Consider the following 20,659-nt stretch of genomic DNA (forward strand, 5'->3'; position numbering starts at 1 on the left):
ACCGGTTGAACGCAGGCCAGTGCCATTACAGCCGCTGGCCAGTATTCAGAAGTCTCTTTTATAGAAAATATCCAGCGAACTGGCAACACCGCTTGCAGCCTCAAGGTACACGCGCTTGCTGAGCAGATAGCGCAACGCAATGGTATTGGCCGGTTCAAACACGCCGACACCATAACGCAGGCTGAGCTTCTCGGTGATCTTGCCGCTGGCAACCACATTGGTCTTGTCACCGGTTCCCGAGGTGTCCAGTTCGAAGTCCTTGATACCCAGATTGTCCGCGAGCTTGCCGGTGGTCGACGAGCTCCCGGCAACGCCTAGCGCCAGTGCAGCCTGAGCGACCATGTTGTTGTCTTCGCCCGAGGTACTTAGCGGTCTGCCCATGACCAGATAGGAGAGCGCCTGCTCCTGGCTCATCGCGGGTTCGGAAAACACTTCAGTGGTGGGTTGCTCGGCACTGCCGGTCAGACGAATGCCTGCGATCACGTCATCTGTCTGGCGAATGGCCTCGATATCCAGATAGGGCTGGTCCACAGGGCCTGCAAACAGCAGGCGCGCCTTGCGGATGGTCAGCCGCTGCCCGTAGGCACGGTAACGGCCGTCGTTCAGGTTCAGCTCACCACGGGTGTCCAGGTTGTCGCCAATGTGCACACGTCCGACCAGATTGGCAGTAAGCCCGAAACCGCTGAAGGCGAGCTTTTCCTGACCAACCTCCACATCGATATCCATGGCCACTGCCAGCGGTGGCGCGCCCTCCTCGGTCTGCTGCCCGACGATCACCGTGTCGCCCGACAGCTTGACCGTGGACGGCGGCAGCTCACGCACGGTGATCGTCCCCTTGGGCACCAGCACCTTGCCGGAAATGGCCAGCCGCTCACCCTGCATGGAAATTTTCAGGTCAGGCGCTACCTCCACTTCCGCGTAGGGCTCGACATTGATCGGCAGACGCGCGCCCTTGAGGCTCACATCAACGTTCAGATTCTGCCCCCAGGCCACCTGACCGCCGATGCTCCCCTGCCCGGTGCTGCCACTTTTCCAGCCACCGGTGAGCTGTACGCTCTCCCCGGCAATCAACGCCTGCACCTTGAGGTCATGCAGTTCCATCGGCAACTCGGCACCCGCCACTTCACCGCCTTCAAGTGTCACGCTGCCGTTGACCAGAGGTGCCAGCAAGCTGCCTGACAATCGACCATTGCCGTTCAGGCGGCCATTGAGTTTCTGCACCATTGGCGCAAAGGGTCGTGCCACCGAGATGTCCAGCCCGGAGAGACCGAAATCGCCTGACAGAGGCTTGTCTTTGGCCAGCGGATCGATCTGCGCATTGACCAGCAACTGGCCCAGCTTGCCGCCTTCGAAATCCAGCCGCGTGTCGATACGTCTGGGTGCCAGTGTGGTGTCAAGTTTGAGTGTCTGATACGGGAAGTCCAGCCACTGGTCATTGCTGCGCACCCGCAATGTGCCGCCTCCGGCATCAATCGTAACCTTGCCGGTGGGGCCTGCTGCCGGAAGATCAAGCTGAACGTCGGCATTCAGCGCGCCCTTCCAGGCAAAATCCTTTGGCATCCATTGCGCCAGGCTGTCGAGCGGGAAATTCTTCAACTGATAGCGCAAACGTGGCTCCGGCATCAGTCGTTGATCGCCACCGCACAGGCTGGAGGCACCGGACAGCCAGCAATGCGCACCGAAGTTCAGCCGACCGTCGGCCAGGCGTTCAATCTTCGCCGGCTGCTGCAAACGCCAGTTCTGTCCGCCGCTTTGTACCGTGCCGCTGGCCAGCCGACCGCGCCAGTCGCCCTTGTCCAGGCCGCCGTCCAGTGCGATAGCAAGCTTGAGCAACGGCCCTTGCAGGTCCAGCTTCAATTGTTGCGCCTTGAGCGTACCCTGACCGTCCACCAGCAACGTCCCCAGCCCGGTGTCGCCGGCCTGAATGCCAACGCCCTTGAGGTTGATGGTCGCGCGCTGCGACTGATCCAGACGGGCATTGAGTGTCAGGTTTTGCAGGCGATTGTCCTGCAAAGCGAGCTGACTGCCCTGCAACGCCAGTTGCCCTTGCGGTGCCTGAAGTGTTCCCGTCAGGTCGAGCCTGCCTTTGGCCTGCCCCTGCAAGCGCGGCCACAATTGAGCCAGACGCGGCAGGTCAAGGTCCAGCTGCCCTTTGAGACGTTCCTGCAAACTGCCATTACCCTGAACCCGGTTGTCACCCAATCGAATGTTCAGGTTGCTGACATTCCACTGCTGATCACGACCGTCAGCCTTGGCTTGCAGCAGCGCGGCCTGGCCACGCAGACGTCCCTTGAGGTCCAGGTCGGCGGTAAGTTCGAGCTGCTCGTTGACCAATTGACCTTTGCTGCGCAATGGCCCTGCCAGCGTGCCGGGCAGTTCGGCAACCCAGAATGAAGGGTCCAGCGCGCTCAGGTCCAGTGCAGTGTCCCAGCCAACGCCATTGGCAAATTGCAGGTTCAGGAAACCGCTGGCCTTGCCCTGCCCTGCGACCAGCTCCAGTTGCGGCAGATGGACTTCCTGCAAATTGCCACTGAAGGGACTGATCAGCGTGAACGCGCCAGCAGGTCCTTTGAGGCTGGCGTTGAAATTGCCAAGATAATTGCCGTCGGTGTAGGAAATCTCACCTTTGAAGGCGTGCAACGATACTTGCGGTTCGGACTCCAGCGGATACAGACGCTGCCAAGGGAAATCCAGCCAGTCGATGCTCGCATCAGCCGAGAAACCACTCTGCCAGTTCAACGTGCCGTTGATGGCCAGACGCTGTTGATCGTTGGCGGCCAGATCAAGCGCTGCAATGGTTGCCCCGTTGGCATCCGCACGCCCCTGCAACGACAACGCCACAGGGCCTTTTTCTGCGGGCAGGCTGGCAGTGCCGTTGATCTGGTAACCCGAGTCGAGATCGCCTTCGGCAGTCAACAGGAGCTGGTCGAGTTGCAGGGTATCGGGCAATGCTGCGCTGGGTTTGAAATGTTCTGCAGTCAGTTTCAATCGTGCTGGCACATGCTCAGCCAAAGGTTGCAGCTCACCGGTCAGTTGCCCTGGTAGATAGCCGCTGCTGTCAGCCTTGAGTTGCAGGGTCTTGAGCACGTCACCTTGAATATCCAGCGCCAGTGTCCAGGGCTTACCGTCCTGTGGCGGCAGTTGCAGTTGACCTTTTACGCTCAATGGCCAGTCGCCCTCGGGCTTCAGCAGACCATTGAGGTCCAGCACCAGCGCATCGCGTTGCAAGTGCGCGCTGTCGATCTGCAAGCCTTCGGCGGTCCAGTGCGCCGCCAGTTTGAGGTCGCGCAACTGTTCGACGCCATCCAGTTGCAGGCTGCCCAGCTGTATATCACCCAGTTGCAGGGCAAGCGGCAACTTGACGGCGGGCAGGCTCAAAGGATCCTCGTTGCTCGGCGCACCGCTCGGAGGAAAACGCAGCAGTACTTGCCCCGCGTGCAGGCGATCAATGCATAAGGTCATCTTCAGCAGGCAGGCGGGCGTCCAGGCGAAATCGACAGAATGCACCTCGACACGGTCTGCGCCTTGCTGCCACACCAGGCGCTCGGCACTCCACTGCCCGCCCAGGCGGCCCTGAAAGTTTTCCAGTTGCAGGCCCGGCACGCGGGCCAGCGCCCATTGGCTGCCTGCCTGGGTTCCAAGCAGTACACCGACACTCACGATCACCAGCAGCAATAACGCGATCACGCTCAGTCCGGCAATCGTTGCAATACGCTTGATGTTCATCCTGTTCAAAGTTCCGGCCCCATCGAGAAGTGCAGGCGGATGCCACCCTCGTCATCCAGCGCGTGCGCCAGGTCGAGACGCAACGGACCCACCGGAGATACCCAGCGCACCCCGAAACCGACGCCGGTTTTCAGGTCTGGCTTGTCCAGACTGTTGAATGAGTTTCCCTGATCGATGAAGGTCGCGAGCCGCCATTTATCCGCAATCGAGTACTGATACTCGACGCTCCCGGCAAACATGTAACGCCCACCAATGCGGTCGCCGTCAGAGTTGGTCGGTGACAGTTTCTGGTAGTCATAACCCCGTACGCTTTGATCGCCACCGGCAAAAAAACGCAGCGACGGCGGTATCGAGGTGTAACCGTCAGTAAGGTTGCCACCCAGCTGCACGCGGCCGAGAAAGCGATGATTCTGCGCGACTGTCGTCAGCCCTTTGAGCAGCACATTGGCATGCACCAGATTGGCATCCGACAACATGCCCTCCTTGGCCACCTGGGTGTCGAATTGCAAACGGTAGCCCTGGTGGGGGTCGATGCTGTTATCGCTGCGCAGGTACGAATAACTGATACCGGGCATCAACAGCGTGCTCAGGCCCGAATCGTCGCCCAGCCGGTATTCTTCACGCTGCCATTTCAGCGAGATGACCCGCTCCCAGCCGCTGGGCAGTTTGCTATGCCATTCAGGCCCGGCAGTCAGCAGCTTGCTGAGGCTGTCGGTTCCAGCAATCTCTTCGTATTGATAGCCACCGGCATAACGCAGTTTATCGGTCAACGGCGGATCGAGCGGCACGTCGTACCACAGGCCGACATTCTGCCGAGGCGCGGATATTTCCGATTCGAACCCGTAGCTGTGGCCCTGTGGATTGGCCCAGTGTCGGGTCCAGTTGGCTTTGCCACGCGGCCCGACATCGGTCGAGTAGCCCAGGCCAAGGCCCATGGTGCGGGGCTTGCGGGTTTCAAGCTGAACGGTCACCGGAATGACCTGATGTTCAGCTGCCGTAGGCGCGGCATCGACCCGCACGCCTTCAAAATAGCCACTGCCCTGCATGGCCTGGGTCAATTCGGCGATCAGTTGTGAGTCATAAGGGGTATTTTCCTTGAACGGCACCATGCGCTTGAGCAAATCGTCATCGAAGGGCGCATTGCCACTGAACTTGACCTTGCCCAGCGAATAGCGCGGACCACTGTCATAGACCAGCTCGATGTCGGCAACCCCGGCTCGCGGGTCAACAGCCAGGCGCTGGCTGGTAAAGTGGCCGCTGAAAAAACCGTAACGCGACGCCTGATTCTGGATCAGGCGTTTGGCATTTTCATAATTGCCATGATTGAGCACCGCACCGGTTTTCAGCGCGTCGCTTTTGGGGACCCGAAAGGCTTTCAGCGATGCTGCCGGACCTTCGACGCGAATTACCACGTTGCGCAGGTGAATAGGCTCGCCCGGCTGGATATTGATCACCAGACGTGGCTGGTCTTCGTCCTTGATCTCGCTGTCGATCTGCGCCTGATAATAACCAAGCGCCTGAGCCGCTTTCTCTGCCTGCTGTTCGGCACCCAGGCTGAAGTTGCGCAATGCCTTAACGTCACGCTCGCCCAAATCCCCCACATACCCTTCGACGTTGGCCTTGAGTTCCGGGTTGGCGGGCTTGATCCTGACGTCAAGGCGGGCCTGGGCAAGCGCCGCTGCACTCATGGTCATCAGAAACAGGCTGCTGAATAGTCTGAAAAGCTTCATGGGCGTAGATGCTAACACGATCGACGGGCCGCACTGGAAGCCCACGAATTGTCGGAGATTCAGACCGTTACGTCAGGGACCGGCAGTGAAACCTGAGGGTTGGGGTGAAAAAACACATGCTCTCGGACAGGTCCTACCGCAATCTCGCCGATTTCCTCATAGCCTTGTCGCTTATAGAACTCGAGATAACGAGGGTTTCCCGTGTCTACCACGATGCCCTGAGAGTGCTCATCCACCGCGCACCAATCGTGCAACGCCCCAAGCAGTTGTTCGCTCAAATCCTGCCCCAGCTTCTGACCCTGAAATTCCGGGTCCAGGCCTATCAACGGCAGCACATGCACGGTTTCGGACGGCACACAGGCCAGCACCGCGTTGTAATAAGCCAGATAACGCTGGGTGCACCCCAGTCCGGTGTCCATCACCATGCGCAGACGCCACGCCCAGCTTTCAGTGACACCCAGACGACGTTGCGGTGGCGCGATAAGCGCTACGCCGACCAGCCGATCCTGCAGAAACAGACCGAGTGCAGGCTGGTCTTGCAGGAAGTGTTGTTTGACCAGTTGGCGAATGGTCGCCAACACGCGTTGCTCATATCCCTCACGCTCGGCATTGAACAGATAGGCAAACGTCGGATCGTGCCGATAGGCCCTGAACAGCAAGGAGCGGGTTTCACGGGAATAACCACTGTCGAGTTGACGAACTTCACCCGTGATGGCAGCAGGTAGGGACATAAAAAGCCTCGTGTTAACGGAACTGCGTCTGGCGCAGCAGTTTTGGCAAGCAGGCTTTCGAGTGATGGCACTTGATAACAGTTCCAACGATTTGTCCGGGCCTCTGTTTGCAAGGTGTCTGACACGGTGCTGGTCCTGCAACCACAGGTCAGCTAGCATCGCTGTTTGTTTTTGCTCAGGACCGCTGTTTTATGAAAATCGTCTCGTTCAACATCAATGGTCTGCGCGCTCGACCTCATCAGTTGGCGGCGCTGATCGACAAACACCAACCTGACGTAATCGGCCTTCAGGAAACCAAGGTTTCGGATGAGCAATTCCCCCACGCGGAAGTCGAAGCGCTGGGCTATCACGTGCATTTCCACGGCCAGAAAGGCCATTACGGCGTTGCCCTGCTATCGCGCAACCCTCCGCTGGCTCTGCACAAGGGCTTTGAAGGAGACGACGAGGATTCGCAAAAGCGCTTCATCTGGGGCACTTATGCCGACAGCAATGGGCAGCCGGTCACCATCATGAATGGCTACTTTCCGCAGGGCGAGAGCCGTGATCACCCGACCAAGTTTCCAGCCAAACAGCGTTTTTACGAGAACCTGCAGACCCTGCTGGAGAGCCGTTTCAGCAATGAACAGCCGCTGATCGTGATGGGTGATGTGAACATTTCTCCGCAGGACTGCGACATCGGCATCGGCGCAGACAACGCCAAGCGCTGGCTGAAAACCGGTAAGTGCAGCTTTCTCCCCGAAGAACGCGAGTGGATGGAGCGCTTGAAAAACTGGGGCCTGGTGGACAGCTTCCGCTATCTGTACCCGGAGGTCGTCGACCGATTCAGCTGGTTTGACTATCGCAGCCGTGGCTTTGAAGACGAACCCAAGCGCGGTCTGCGTATCGACCTGATCATGACCTCTACCGGCCTGCAGCCACGCATCAAGGCCGCTGGGGTGGACTACGATTTGCGCGGTATGGAAAAGCCGTCGGACCACGCGCCGATCTGGCTGGAACTGAACTGAAAAAGTGCCCTCGCGCGCGACCCGGCTTTATGCAGAAACGGGTCGTGCACGCAGTGGTCGAGCAATCGTCATATTCCGGAAATCTTTCTGTCTTATTCTCCCGGCACCCTCCCGTGACTCATGGTGACGCCGATGCTGCGCGCTTTGCTAACGGCGCTGACTCTGTCGAGCGCCACCCTGCCCGCCCTTGCGCTGGCAGCACTGCCGCTGCCCGCAGGCGAAATACCTGCCTTGCGCATTCAAGGCTCGAACACCATCAATGCTCAATTGGGCCCCGCGCTGGTTGAGGGATTGATGCGCAAGCAAGGCCTGCAATCGGTGCAGACTGTTGCTGGCAATGCCATGAATGAACAGCGCGTCGTCGGCACTAGCTCCACAGGGCAGACGGTCAGCATCGAAATCGCCGCACATGGTTCAGGCACCGGTTTTACTGCGCTCAAAGCAGGTAACGCCGATATCGCCGCCTCTTCCCGACCTATCAAGGATCAGGAAGCCAAGGACCTGAGCAGCCTGGGCGACCTGAAAAGCGCAGCAAGCGAGCAAACCATTGCCATCGATGGCGTTGCTGTGATTCTGCACCCAGGCAACCCGGTCAGACAGCTGGATACGCTGCAGCTGGCGCGTATTTTCAGCGGGGAAGTCAGGGACTGGGCAGAAGTGGGCGGAAATCCGGGAGCCATTCATCTTTATGTTCGCGATGAGAAGTCCGGCACCTACGAAACATTCAAGGACCTGATACTTGCAAAGTACGGCAAGAACCTGTCCGGCACAGCCGCACGCTTTGAATCCAGCGAGCAGCTTTCCGACGAGGTCAGCAAGGACATCAATGGCATAGGTTTTATCGGGCTACCGTCCATCAGGCGTGCCAAAGCGGTGGCCATTGCCGATGGTGATTCCAGACCCATGCTCCCGACTGTCAGTCTGATTGCCACCGAAGACTATCCTCTGTCGCGACGGCTCTACTTTTATGTGCCCACCTCAGCTCATCAACGCTGGGCGCAGGCGCTGGTCCGTTTCGCGCAAAGCGCCGAGGGTCAGGCCATCGTGGCGCAGAGCGGCTTTGTCGCGCAGACCGTGCAGGCACTCAAGGTGCAGCCTACCGCGCAGATGCCTGCGGAGTATCAGGCACTGGCGCGCAAGGCCGAACGGCTGTCGGTCAACTTTCGCTTTGCCCAGGGCAGTGCGAAGCTGGATAACAAGGCGCAGCAGGACCTCAAGCGGGTGGCGGAGTACCTGAAAACCAGCAACCAGCTCAATCAACATGTCACGCTGGTCGGCTTTGGTGATGCCAAAAGCGATCCGGCTCGCGCAGCCCTGCTCTCAAGGCTGCGCGCCATGGCGGTGCGCCGCGAGCTGCTGAAAAGCGGCGTGACATTTCGCGACATCGTCGGCCTGGGGGATGAGATGCCGGTAGCTACCAATGACATCGATGACGGCCGAATCAAGAACCGTCGGGTCGAAGTCTGGGTGCAGTAGCCTGGGCGCAGTTATCGGCTACCGGCTCAGGACTGGCTGCGCTCCCTGTCTGCCGGCAGGTATTTGCCCAGTTCATACTTGCCGATAGCGGCGCGGTGTACTTCATCCGGGCCGTCTGCCAGACGCAGTGTGCGCTGCATGGCGTACATATAGGCCAGGGGGAAATCATTGGAAACCCCCGCCCCGCCGTGCATCTGGATCGCCCGATCTATGACCTTCAGCGCCACGTTCGGCGCTACCACCTTGATCTGCGCGATTTCACTTCTGGCGACCTTGTTGCCTGCCGTGTCCATCATGTAGGCCGCCTTCAGGGTCAGCAGGCGGGCCATATCGATCTCCATACGCGAATCGGCGATCCTGTCGATATTGCCACCCAGCCTGGCCAGCGGCTTGCCGAAGGCGACGCGGTCGACGGAGCGCCTGCACATCAACTCAAGTGCCCGTTCGGCCATGCCGATGGAGCGCATGCAGTGGTGAATGCGGCCTGGTCCCAACCGGCCTTGAGCGATTTCAAAGCCGCGCCCCTCACCCAGCAAGACGTTTTCAAACGGCACCCGGACGTTATCGAAGACCACTTCGGCATGCCCGTGGGGCGCGTCGTCGTAGCCGAACACAGGCAGCGGCCTGACAATCTTCACGCCCGGCGTGTCGACCGGGACCAGAATCATCGAGTGTTGCTGATGGCGCGGCCCGTCAGGATTGCTCAGGCCCATGAAAATCAGGATTTTGCAGCGTGGGTCGCAGGCACCGGAAGTCCACCACTTGCGGCCATTGATCACCCATTCGTCGCCATCGCGCTCGGCGCGAGCGGCCATATTGGTGGCATCCGATGACGCTACATCGGGTTCGGTCATGGCAAAAGCAGAACGAATCTCGCCACGCAGCAACGGTTCCAGCCAGCGAGCTTTCTGCTCCTCGCTGGCATAGCGAACCAGCACCTCCATGTTGCCGGTGTCAGGCGCAGAGCAATTGAACGGCTCGGGGCCCAGCATCGAACGCCCCATGATTTCCGCCAGCGGCGCGTATTCCAGATTGCTCAGGCCGGCACCGAGCGCAGACTCCGGCAAAAACAGGTTCCACAACCCCTCAGCCCTTGCACGGGCTTTCAGTTCTTCCATGATCGCGGTGGGCTGCCAGCGGTCGCCTTCGGCCACTTGCTGTTCGAAAACCGGCTCGGCCGGATAAACGTATGCATTCATGAACGCGGTGACGCGCTCACGCAATGCCTGCACCTTCGGGGAATACGCGAAATCCATGGGCCACTACCTTCTCGATCAGGGTGTCGAATGCATGATCCTGATGCTAGAGAAACGCCATACATTTATCTAATCTATTCTCGGCGTGTATAAACATTCATAACCGATATATGATCCATCACCGCTGCGGCGTCCCCAGCCTGCCGAACAGCGAATCAAAATAACAGCACGAGGCGCTCATCAATGAACCTGAGCAAGGTCGATCTCAATCTTTTCATTGTCTTCGACGCCATCTACACCGAAGCCAATCTGACCCGGGCCGGGCAGATTGTAGGCATTACCCAGCCTGCGGTGTCCAACGCCCTGGCGCGGCTGCGAGAGACCTTCAACGACCCACTGTTTGTGCGCACGGCTCAAGGCATGGTGCCGACACCGATGGCGCAAAACATCATCGGCCCGGTGCGCAGTGCACTCTCATTGCTCAGGGTCTCAGTGCAGGAAAGCCGTATATTCAACCCGTTGCAGGCCAACAAGAATTACCGCATCAGCATGACCGACCTGACCGAGGCCGTGATCCTGCCGACGCTGTTCCAGCGGCTGCGACGCCTTGCGCCTGCCGTGACCATCGAAAGCTTTCTGTCCAAGCGTCGGGAAACCACCAAGGAGCTGGCTGCCGGGCGCCTCGACTTCGCCGTGGATGCACCGCTCAATACCGACCCGCAGGTTCGCCACGTCAAGCTGCTGGAAGACCGCTATGTGTGCGGCATGCGCAAGGCGCATCCGCTGGCAAACAAGGCCACGTTGACGCTGGATGATTACATGAGCCAGGCACACATCCATATTTCCAGTCGGCGTAGCGGACTGGGGCACGTAGACCTGGCGTTGGGGAAGATGGGCATTCAGCGCAGGATTGCGTTGCGCTCGCAGCATTACCTGATGGCGACACAGGTCCTGCAGCAGACTGATATGGTCATGACCATACCGGAACGCTTCGCCCGCCGTAACGACTTGCACTATGTCCACTTACCGGTCAACGATGTGCCTTCGGTCGAAACCCATCTGTACTGGCATGAAAGCACTGATCAGGACCCGGCAAACCGCTGGATGCGCGAGCAGATCATCGAGCTTTCACAGCGGGTCGTGGCGCAGGAACAAAGCCTCGAGAAAGCATGAGATAAAAACACCAAGCCATTGTTTTTAAATTAAATGCTTTAATTTGTTAAAGTCATTTCTAATTTGGCAGGCGCGGCTTGGCGCGCCTTGACAACACGACTTCTGCTTGACGCTTACGTAAAGCACGCCGTAGGTTGAGTGCTGAATATCTCGTTGAGCGACACCATGAGCAGTCAGACCTACAGCATTTCCGAGCTCGCCCGTGAGCTGGATATCACCACCCGCGCGATCCGCTTTTACGAAGAGCAAGGCATGCTCAGCCCTGAACGCAAGGGACTGGAGCGCATCTACACCGCCCGTGACAAAGTCACCCTGAAACTGATCCTGCGCGGCAAACGCATCGGTTTTTCGCTGGCTGAATGCAAGGAACTGATCTCGCTCTACGACCCTGCCGGTGACAACCAGAAGCAGTTGCAGACCATGCTCGGCAAGATCGCCGAGCGCCGTGAACAGCTCGAACAACAATTGCTGGACATCCGGCAAATGCAACTGGAGCTGGACACCGCCGAAGAGCGTTGCCGGGCTGCGCTCGATAAAACTGCTGCCACTTCACACTGACCACCACAAGGCGCTGCCATGTCTCTTCCACAAAAGGTAAATATCGTTGAAGTCGGCCCGCGTGACGGCCTGCAGAATGAAGCACAACCCATCAGTGTCGACGACAAGGTGCGCTTGGTGGATGACCTGACGGCAGCCGGACTGAGCCACATTGAAGTCGGTAGTTTTGTTTCGGCCAAATGGGTGCCACAAATGGCTGGCTCCGCCCAAGTGTTCGAAAATATCCAGCGGCGTGAAGGCGTTATCTACTCTGCCCTGGCACCCAACCTGCGCGGGTTCGAAGATGCGTTGGCGGCGGGTGTCAGGGAGGTTGCGGTGTTTGCAGCGGCAACCGAAGGGTTTTCCCGACGTAACCTCAATTGCTCGATCAGCGAAAGCCTGGAGCGCTTTGCGCCCATCATGGCGGCGGCGCAGATGCATGGTGTGCAGGTTCGGGGTTACGTGTCGTGCGTGCTGGGCTGCCCTTATGAGGGCAGTGTCTCGCCTCAGCAGGTCGCAGCCGTCGCCAACGAACTCTACGCGATGGGTTGCTATGAAGTTTCGCTGGGCGACACCATCGGCACCGGCACGCCGGGGGCCACGCGAGCGCTGTTCAACGCCGTCTCAGCGCAGATCCCGCGTGGCAAGCTTGCCGGGCACTTCCACGACACTTACGGCCAGGCACTGGTGAATATCTACGCCAGCCTGGAGGAAGGTATCCAGGTCTTCGACAGCTCCGTGGCAGGCCTCGGCGGCTGCCCGTACGCCAAGGGTGCCAGCGGCAATGTTGCCACCGAGGACGTGCTGTACATGTTGCAGGGCATGGGTATTGAAACCGGGGTTGATCTGGACCAGGTCATTGCCGCAGGCCAGCGCATCTGCGACGTGCTGCAACGCAGCAATGGCTCGCGCGTGGCCAAGGCCCGGTTGTCTGCTTAACGACTGTCACCTGTCGGTAACAGGGTGCGACAACTTGTCACACAGTGTTACCCTGCCCCGCGTCCAGTCGAGACAAACGGGTAACACGGAAACACTCGACAACCGAATCAGATGGCCCGATGCCCGAAAAAGACGTTCAGCTCCCGGTATTACGGGGCTTTTAAAAAACTGGCACGGGTCCTGCTATATCACTTGTACAACAAAAATAAAAACACGCAGCAACCCAATAAAAACAACACGTACCGGCTCTGACACAACAAGAACAACACGGACAGAGACGTAGCTAACAGATTTTTTTGAAGTGGACAGCTTTTCTGAATTGCTTGCCTTGCAAGTCGTTCTGCAGCCAGACAGAGAACAACAAAACTGCCCTGAGGCAGCTCCCGAACTGGTTGGATCACATGATGAAAGCTTGATCAGCGCTCAAAAAAATACGTTTGCTCTTGGTCCCGCGTGCGGACCGCTCAAAAAAGCAGTAAAGGGTCAGGTCGCCAAAAACAACAACAGGCCACCCGAAAAACAAAAAAGAGCATAGAGACATACCTTGAAGGGGAGCCCAGGCTCCCCTTCGTGCTTTCCAGCGTTTGCTTTTGACTCCCGACCCTCCCCCACCCTCCGCGCACAAGCCTGATTGACAGCACACACCCGCAGGTTTACGTTAACGTAAAGGTCATAGCCAATCCGCATAGAACCATCTCCAAGAATAAAACAGGAACGCTACCCATGAGTTACCCCAGCCTGAACTTCGCCCTGGGCGAAACCATCGACATGCTGCGCGACCAGTTGCAATCCTTCGTCGCCGCAGAGCTTGCCCCTCGCGCTGCGCAGATCGACAAGGACAACCTGTTCCCCGTCGACATGTGGCGCAAATTCGGTGAGATGGGCGTGCTCGGCATCACCGTCAGCGAGGAATACGGTGGCGCAGGCCTGGGTTATCTGGCGCATGTCGTGGCGATGGAAGAAATCAGCCGTGGCTCGGCATCGGTGGCGCTTTCCTACGGCGCACACTCCAACCTGTGCGTGAATCAGATCAACCGCAATGGCAGCCCGGCACAGAAAGCGCGATACCTGCCCAAGCTGATCAGCGGCGAGCACGTTGGCGCGCTGGCCATGAGCGAACCCAATGCAGGCTCGGACGTGGTATCGATGAAGCTGCGCGCCGACAAGCGCGGCGATCACTACGTACTCAACGGCAGCAAGACCTGGATCACCAACGGGCCGGACGCCAACACCTACGTGATCTACGCCAAGACCGATCTGCAAAAGGCTGCGCATGGCATCAGCGCATTCATCGTCGAGCGGGACTGGAAAGGCTTCTCGCGCGGCAGCAAGTTCGACAAGCTGGGCATGCGCGGCTCAAATACCTGCGAGCTGTTTTTCGATGACGTCGAGGTGCCCGAAGAGAATCTGCTGGGCGTGCTTGATGGTGGTGTCAGGGTCCTGATGAGCGGCCTCGATTATGAACGCGTCGTGCTCTCTGGCGGGCCGACCGGAATTATGCAGGCCTGCATGGACGTGGTGGTGCCCTACATTCACGACCGCAAGCAGTTTGGCCAGAGTATCGGCGAGTTCCAGCTGATTCAGGGCAAGGTCGCAGACATGTACACCCAGCTCAACGCCAGCCGCGCCTACCTGTACGCGGTTGCCCAGGCCTGTGATCGTGGCGAGACCACGCGCAAGGACGCCGCGGGCGTGATCCTCTACAGCGCCGAACGCGCCACGCAGATGGCGCTGGATGCCATCCAGATTCTGGGCGGCAATGGCTACATCAACGAGTTCCCGGCCGGTCGATTGTTGCGCGACGCCAAACTCTACGAGATCGGTGCAGGCACCAGCGAGATCCGGCGCATGCTCATCGGTCGCGAACTGTTCAACGAAACCCGTTGATTGCGGAGCTACCATGACCATTCTGCAGACTCGCATCAACGCCCGCTCGCCGGAATTTGCCCTTAATCGCACCGCGCTGCTCAAGCAGGTCGAAGAGCTCCGTATGTTGCTGAGCATCGTTCGCCAAGGCGGCGGGCCCAAGGCCCAGGAGCGCCATACGTCACGCGGCAAGTTGCTGCCCCGCGAGCGTATCAACCGTTTACTGGACAGCGGATCGCCGTTTCTGGAGATCGGCCAACTGGCCGCCCATGAGGTGTATGGCGAAGAGGTTCCGGCCGCCGGGGTAATTGCCGGTATCGGCCGGGTCGAGGGCGTCGAATGCATGATCATCGCCAACGACGCGACGGTCAAAGGTGGCTCCTATTACCCGCTGACCGTCAAAAAGCACCTGCGCGCGCAGACCATCGCCCAGCAAAACCGCCTGCCGTGCATTTACCTGGTGGACTCCGGTGGTGCCAACCTGCCGCGCCAGGACGAAGTGTTTCCGGACCGCGAACACTTCGGGCGCATCTTCTTCAATCAAGCCAACATGAGCGCACAAGGCATTCCCCAGATTGCCGTGGTCATGGGTTCCTGTACCGCAGGCGGGGCCTATGTTCCAGCCATGGCCGACGAAGCGATCATGGTGCGCCAGCAAGCCACCATCTTCCTCGCAGGCCCGCCACTGGTAAAAGCCGCCACCGGCGAAATAGTCAGCGCTGAAGACTTGGGCGGTGCGGATGTGCATTGCCGCACCTCCGGGGTGGCCGACCACTATGCCGACAGTGACGAGCACGCGCTGGCATTGGCGCGACGCAGCATTGCCAATCTGAACTGGCGCAAACAAGGCCACTTGAACGCTGTCACGCCCATTGCACCGCTGTACGCCAGCGAGGACCTGTACGGCATCATCCCGGCCGACACAAAACAGCCGTTTGACGTACGCGAAGTCATCGCGCGATTGGTGGATGGCTCGGTACTGGATGAATTCAAGGCGTTGTTTGGCACCACGCTGGTCTGCGGTTTCGCTCGCCTGCATGGCTACCCGATCGCGATACTGGCCAACAATGGCATCCTGTTCGCAGAGGCCGCCCAGAAAGGCGCGCACTTTATCGAACTGGCCTGCCAGAGAGGAATTCCCCTGCTGTTTCTGCAAAACATCACCGGCTTCATGGTCGGTCAGAAGTATGAAGCCGGGGGTATCGCCAAGCATGGGGCCAAGCTGGTGACCGCCGTGGCTTGCGCGAAGGTGCCGAAGTTCACGGTCATTATCGGCGGCAGTTTCGGTGCAGGAAATTACGGCATGTGTGGCCGCGCCTACGACCCGCGCTTTCTATGGATGTGGCCCAACGCGCGAATCGGCGTGATGGGTGGCGAGCAGGCAGCGGGCGTGCTGGTGCAGGTCAAGTGCGAGCAGGCGGAACGTGCCGGCCAGGCCTTCAGCGCCGAACAGCAGGCCGAGCTCAAGCAGCCGATTCTCGATCAGTACGAGCATCAAGGCCACCCTTATTACTCCAGCGCCCGCCTGTGGGACGACGGAGTCATCGACCCGGCACAAACCCGCGACATTCTTGCGCTGGCCCTGTCCGCCTCGCTCAATGCGCCCATCGAATCTACTACCTTCGGCCTGTTCCGGATGTAAGACGGGAAATGACCATGACGTCGACCTCATTCGCAACCATAGAGTTGATCACCGACCCACGTGGTTTCGCCACGCTGTGGCTGAATCGACCGGACAAGAACAATGCCTTCAATGCGCAGATGATTCGCGAGCTGATCCTCGCACTGGACCAGGTACAAAGTGATGCCAGCCTGCGCTTCCTGCTGGTGCGCGGGCGTGGCAGGCATTTCAGCGCGGGTGCCGATCTGGCCTGGATGCAGCAGGCAGCAGAGCTGGACTACAACACCAATCTGGACGATGCCCGTGAACTGGCAGAGCTGATGTACAGCCTCGCAAAATTGAAAATTCCGACGCTTGCGGTGGTGCAAGGTGCAGCGTTCGGTGGCGCGCTGGGCCTGATCAGTTGCTGCGACATGGCCATTGCGGCAGCGGATGCGCAGTTCTGCCTGTCGGAAGTACGCATCGGCCTGGCTCCAGCGGTTATCAGTCCGTTTGTGGTGCAGGCCATCGGCGAACGTGCGGCGCGGCGCTACGCCCTGACCGCAGAGCGTTTCGATGGCCAGAGAGCGCAGCAGATGGGGCTGATAGCCGAGTGCTACCCGGCTGCCGACCTGCAAGCCCGCACACAGGAGTGGGTCGACAACCTGCTGCTCAATAGCCCGCAGGCCATGCGGGTCAGCAAGGAGTTGCTACGCGAAGTCGGCAGCGGCGAACTCACACCTGCATTGCGCCGCTACTGTGAAAGCGCCATCGCGCGCATCCGTACCAGCGCCGAAGGCCAGGAAGGCCTGCGCGCCTTCCTGCAAAAACGCACACCCGGCTGGCAGCCAGACTGCGATCAATCGCCAGCAGCGCTTGCAGCCCGGCAAGAATCACAGAAGGACTCGCAATCATGAGTACCCCAGAGCTGACCACGCTGCTGATCGCCAACCGCGGTGAAATTGCCTGTCGCATCATGCGGACCGCGAAAACCATGGGGCTCACCACAGTCGCCGTGCACAGTGCCATTGACCGTGACGCACGGCATAGCCATGAGGCTGATATCCGTGTGGATCTTGGAGGCAGCAAGGCAGCAGAAAGCTACCTGGCGATCAACAAGCTTATCGATGCGGCCAGGGCAAGCGGCGCGCAAGCGATTCACCCCGGTTATGGTTTTTTGTCCGAAAATGCCGACTTTGCCCGTGCCATTGAAGAGGCAGGGCTGATTTTCCTCGGCCCACCCGCCTCGGCCATCGATGCCATGGGCAGCAAATCTGCCGCCAAGTCGCTGATGGAGCAGGCTGGCGTGCCGTTGGTACCTGGCTATCACGGCGACGCACAGGACATCGAGACGTTCCGCAGCGCCGCTGAACGCATCGGTTACCCCGTGCTGTTGAAAGCCACGGCAGGCGGTGGCGGCAAAGGCATGAAGGTGGTGGAGCACAGCGGCGAACTGGCCGAAGCGCTGGCCTCCGCTCAACGCGAGGCGCTTTCTTCGTTCGGCGACGCGCGAATGCTGGTGGAGAAATACGTCCTCACTCCGCGCCACGTCGAGATTCAGGTGTTTGCCGACCGCCATGGTCACTGTCTCTACCTCAATGAGCGCGACTGCTCCATTCAGCGCCGACATCAGAAGGTCGTCGAAGAAGCACCTGCGCCCGGCCTGACACCCGAACTGCGCAAGGCCATGGGTGAAGCGGCGGTCAAGGCCGCACAGGCCATCGGTTACGTGGGCGCAGGCACGGTGGAATTCCTGCTGGACGCGCGCGGCGAGTTTTTCTTCATGGAGATGAATACCCGCCTGCAAGTCGAGCACCCGGTGACCGAATACATCACGGGCCTGGATCTGGTGGAATGGCAGATTCGGGTGGCCAGAGGCGAACCACTGCCCATTACTCAAGAACAAGTGCCATTGATCGGCCACGCCATTGAGGTCCGGCTATATGCCGAAGACCCGGCCAACGATTTTCTGCCTGCAACCGGCACGCTGGAGCTCTACAGAGAATCCGCGTCCGGCTCCGGCAGGCGCGTGGACAGCGGCGTTAGCGAGGGCGACAGCATTTCACCCTTCTACGACCCCATGCTCGGCAAGCTGATTGCCTGGGGCGAAAACCGTGAGCAGGCCCGTTTGCGCCTGCTCGGCATGCTGGATGAGTTCGCAGTGGGCGGTGTCAGAACCAACCTGGCATTTTTGCGCAGAATCATCGCCCATCCGGCGTTTGCCGCCGCTGAACTGGACACGGGCTTCATTCCCCGCCATCAGGATCAATTGCTGCCGCAAGCGGGTGAACTGTGTGAGGAACTCTGGCAGGCCGCCGCCGAGGCCTTCAGCCAGAGCGAAACGGCACGCGTCGATCAAGCCGACCTGCACTCGCCCTGGGCGGCCAGCACAGGCTTTCGCGCAGGCCTGCCTGCAGAGACGGATCTGCGACTGATCTGCAATGGTCAAACCCGAACCGTCTACCTGCGCAACAGCAGCAACTCACCGTTCAAACTCAGCAACGAGCATCTGACTGTCGAACACAACGGCGTGCGCCGCTCGCATCTGGCGATACGCCGTGGCAATGCGCTTTACCTCAAATGGCAAGGCGACCTACACACCATCACCCGACTTGACCCCATCGCGCAGGCCGATGCCAGTGATAGCCAGCATGGCGGCCTGACAGCCCCCATGAATGGCAGCATCGTGCGCGTGCTGGTTGAAGTGGGTCAGACGGTCGAGATCGGGGCGCAACTGGTGGTGCTGGAGGCCATGAAGATGGAACACAGCATCCGCGCTGCCAGTGCCGGCGTTGTCACAGCGCTTTACTGCCATGAGGGAGAGATGGTCAACGAAGGCGCAGTACTGGTGGAACTGACCTGACCACCAGCGACGGCCGCACACGAAAACGCCCTGAACAGTCAGGGCGTTTTTGCGCAGCAGAGAAAGGCTTAGTAGTAAGCGTTTTCTTTCTGCGTATGGTCGGTCACATCGCGAACGCCCGACAGCTCGGGAATGCGCTCAAGCAACGTACGCTCGATACCTTCCTTCAACGTGACATCGGCCTGACCGCAACCCTGGCAACCGCCACCGAATTGCAGAACGGCAATGTTTTTCGCTTCTTCTTCAACCACATCAATCAGCGTGACCTGACCACCGTGACTGGCAAGGCCGGGATTGATCTCGGTTTGCAGATAATAATTGATGCGCTCGTTGATCGGGCTGTCGGCGTTGACCATCGGCACCTTGGCGTTTGGTGCCTTGATGGTCAACTGGCCGCCCATGCGATCAGTGGCGTAGTCAACCACGGCATCATCCAGAAACGCTTCGCTGAAACCATCGATCCAGGCGGTGAAGCTCTTCAGGCCGATAGCCTTGTCTTCCGGCTTTTCTTCACCCGGCTTGCAGTAGGCAATGCAGGTTTCAGCGTACTGAGTGCCGGGCTGGGTAATAAATACGCGGATGCCAATGCCCGGGGTGTTCTGCTTTTCCAGCAGATCGGCCAGATAATCGTGGGCGGCATCGGTAATAGTGATAGCGGTCATGAAAATTCCTCGCAGACGTGCCAGCAGTTTACGCCAATCGGCACCGTCACACAAAGTCCTAGTATTTTTGTCAGGTTAATGCCTGCGCCCGGCTGACCGCTCGGCGTCCATCCAGCCAGGCTTTCATCCGGCGGTAAAGGCCCTTCTCGATCCACTCATAACTGACCCAGGCACCGATGGCGATGATCGGCACGCAGAACGCGAAAACCACATAGGGGCTGAGGCCAAAGCGTTGCGCCATCAGCAAGCCGCCGTACAGCACCAGAACGTGCAGCAGGTAGACCGAGTACGAGCAGTCGCCCAGTACCTTGAGCAGCCTGTTGCCTTGGAAATACGGTTCCAGCGAGATGCACGACAGCACGATCAAGGCACTCGGCAGGCCCCAGTTGAGCAGACGCTGCTCATTGGTCAGGTGATTGATCGCATACAGCCCTACCGCAATACCCGCCAGCGGTAGCCATAGCGCCTGTTTGATCCAGCCACGGCGATAGAGGATGCCGATGCCGATACCCAGCAGGAATTCGTAAATAATGTCATTGCCGTAGAAGCGGCTGATCAGCCCGGTGCGGGCCAGAACCTCACTGACCGCAAACAGCGCTGCGGCAATGATCAGCGGCCGGTGACGCTGTTGAAAGAGGAATACCACCGAGAACAGCAGGTAGAAAAACATCTCATAGTTGAGCGTCCAGCCGACGTTAAGCGTCGGGTAAAGGCCATAACCGCCGGGGTTTTCGGAAGGAATGAATACCAGTGACAAGAGGAAGTTCTGCCAGCCGATGACCTGATGCGGGAGCATCGGTGCTGCAATCAGCAACAACAACGCCATGGCGGCGGTATACAGCCAATAGGCCGGAACAATTCGAATCAGACGATGCAGAATGAAGCGCCGTGCAGGCATATCGCTGTTCTGCGTCGACAAAAAGATAACCAGACCACTGATGACAAAGAAGATATCAACGCCGACCGCGCCCTTCGACACAAAGAACTGTCCCACCGGGCCGCTGGCCTTGAAATCGAAAAAAATCTGCATGAAGTGATGACACACCACGACCCACGCTGCGAACGCACGTAGCGCCTGAACTGAAATCAACATCACAAAAAACCTCTACTGCCTGACTTTCAATCATGGGTCGTTTGATAAACCGGCCTATGACGC

The 20,659-nt window shown here is 59.1% G+C and carries 15 protein-coding genes and 1 pseudogene; 9 read left to right on the forward strand and 7 right to left on the reverse strand.

The genetic code is table 11. The annotated features are described in order from the left end of the window. Positions 1 to 45: 45 nt before the first annotated feature. Genes AO068_RS21325 through AO068_RS21335 form a run of 3 tightly spaced genes read right to left on the reverse strand, consistent with a single transcriptional unit; the run spans position 46 to position 6,187 of the window. Positions 46 to 3,726, reverse strand: a complete 3,681-nt coding sequence (locus tag AO068_RS21325; RefSeq protein WP_058409374.1) for a translocation/assembly module TamB domain-containing protein — start codon at positions 3,724 to 3,726, stop codon at positions 46 to 48. 5 nt (positions 3,727 to 3,731) lie between these two features. Next, positions 3,732 to 5,456 carry an autotransporter assembly complex protein TamA gene (locus AO068_RS21330; RefSeq protein WP_058409375.1) on the reverse strand — a complete coding sequence of 575 codons (1,725 nt, stop codon included), beginning with the start codon at positions 5,454 to 5,456 and terminating at the stop codon, positions 3,732 to 3,734. Between the two features lie 59 nt (positions 5,457 to 5,515). After that, complete coding sequence (locus AO068_RS21335) at positions 5,516 to 6,187, reverse strand: GNAT family N-acetyltransferase (protein ID WP_002553676.1); 672 nt, start codon at positions 6,185 to 6,187, stop codon at positions 5,516 to 5,518. A 191-nt stretch (positions 6,188 to 6,378) separates the two neighbouring features. Here AO068_RS21335 and xthA point away from each other — a divergent pair, with 191 nt between their 5' ends. Beyond that, positions 6,379 to 7,191: an exodeoxyribonuclease III gene (gene xthA / locus AO068_RS21340; RefSeq protein WP_058409376.1), complete on the forward strand. Its 813-nt coding sequence runs from the start codon at positions 6,379 to 6,381 to the stop codon at positions 7,189 to 7,191. 132 nt (positions 7,192 to 7,323) lie between these two features. Beyond that, the gene (locus AO068_RS21345) at positions 7,324 to 8,667 is read left to right on the forward strand and encodes a substrate-binding domain-containing protein (protein ID WP_058409377.1); all 1,344 of its coding nucleotides are present in this window, start codon (positions 7,324 to 7,326) and stop codon (positions 8,665 to 8,667) included. A gap of 26 nt (positions 8,668 to 8,693) precedes the next feature. Here AO068_RS21345 and AO068_RS21350 read toward each other — a convergent pair whose 3' ends face one another. Continuing rightward, positions 8,694 to 9,923, reverse strand: coding sequence for an acyl-CoA dehydrogenase (locus AO068_RS21350; protein WP_058409378.1), 1,230 nt, complete (start codon positions 9,921 to 9,923; stop codon positions 8,694 to 8,696). Positions 9,924 to 10,106: 183 nt separating this feature from the next. Between AO068_RS21350 and AO068_RS21355 the strand changes: the two genes are divergently transcribed. From AO068_RS21355 to AO068_RS21365, 3 genes are all read left to right on the forward strand, one after another. Beyond that, a complete protein-coding gene (locus AO068_RS21355) occupies positions 10,107 to 11,036 on the forward strand; it encodes a LysR family transcriptional regulator (RefSeq protein WP_057401378.1) in 930 nt (309 codons plus the stop codon). A 165-nt stretch (positions 11,037 to 11,201) separates the two neighbouring features. After that, complete coding sequence (locus AO068_RS21360) at positions 11,202 to 11,594, forward strand: MerR family transcriptional regulator (RefSeq protein WP_005743596.1); 393 nt, start codon at positions 11,202 to 11,204, stop codon at positions 11,592 to 11,594. A gap of 18 nt (positions 11,595 to 11,612) precedes the next feature. Continuing rightward, on the forward strand, positions 11,613 to 12,512 hold the full coding sequence (locus AO068_RS21365) for a hydroxymethylglutaryl-CoA lyase (protein WP_058409379.1): 900 nt from the start codon (positions 11,613 to 11,615) through the stop codon (positions 12,510 to 12,512). Between the two features lie 283 nt (positions 12,513 to 12,795). Here AO068_RS21365 and AO068_RS29055 read toward each other — a convergent pair. Beyond that, a pseudogene (locus AO068_RS29055) lies at positions 12,796 to 13,053 on the reverse strand (hypothetical protein). Positions 13,054 to 13,235: 182 nt separating this feature from the next. Between AO068_RS29055 and AO068_RS21370 the strand changes: the two are divergent. The 4 genes from AO068_RS21370 to AO068_RS21385 are packed head-to-tail and all read left to right on the forward strand — an operon-like array spanning position 13,236 to position 18,841. Then, positions 13,236 to 14,399 (forward strand): isovaleryl-CoA dehydrogenase, encoded by a 1,164-nt coding sequence (locus tag AO068_RS21370; RefSeq protein ID WP_058409380.1) that lies wholly within the window; start codon positions 13,236 to 13,238, stop codon positions 14,397 to 14,399. Between the two features lie 13 nt (positions 14,400 to 14,412). Then, positions 14,413 to 16,020 (forward strand): carboxyl transferase domain-containing protein, encoded by a 1,608-nt coding sequence (locus tag AO068_RS21375; protein ID WP_058409381.1) that lies wholly within the window; start codon positions 14,413 to 14,415, stop codon positions 16,018 to 16,020. Between the two features lie 14 nt (positions 16,021 to 16,034). Further along, positions 16,035 to 16,895: a gamma-carboxygeranoyl-CoA hydratase gene (locus tag AO068_RS21380; RefSeq protein ID WP_058401570.1), complete on the forward strand. Its 861-nt coding sequence runs from the start codon at positions 16,035 to 16,037 to the stop codon at positions 16,893 to 16,895. Then, on the forward strand, positions 16,892 to 18,841 hold the full coding sequence (locus tag AO068_RS21385) for an acetyl/propionyl/methylcrotonyl-CoA carboxylase subunit alpha (protein ID WP_058409382.1): 1,950 nt from the start codon (positions 16,892 to 16,894) through the stop codon (positions 18,839 to 18,841). The genes AO068_RS21380 and AO068_RS21385 overlap by 4 nt, the downstream gene beginning before the upstream one ends. Positions 18,842 to 18,909: 68 nt before the next feature. Here the strand turns inward: AO068_RS21385 and nfuA are convergent, their stop codons facing one another. Then, the gene (gene nfuA, locus AO068_RS21390) at positions 18,910 to 19,503 is read right to left on the reverse strand and encodes a Fe-S biogenesis protein NfuA (protein ID WP_002553665.1); all 594 of its coding nucleotides are present in this window, start codon (positions 19,501 to 19,503) and stop codon (positions 18,910 to 18,912) included. A gap of 70 nt (positions 19,504 to 19,573) precedes the next feature. Further along, positions 19,574 to 20,596, reverse strand: a complete 1,023-nt coding sequence (locus AO068_RS21395; protein ID WP_058409383.1) for an acyltransferase family protein — start codon at positions 20,594 to 20,596, stop codon at positions 19,574 to 19,576. Positions 20,597 to 20,659: the final 63 nt, after the last annotated feature.

The sequence above is a fragment of the Pseudomonas sp. ICMP 3272 genome, assembly GCF_001466905.1.
Classification (GTDB): domain Bacteria; phylum Pseudomonadota; class Gammaproteobacteria; order Pseudomonadales; family Pseudomonadaceae; genus Aquipseudomonas; species Aquipseudomonas amygdali.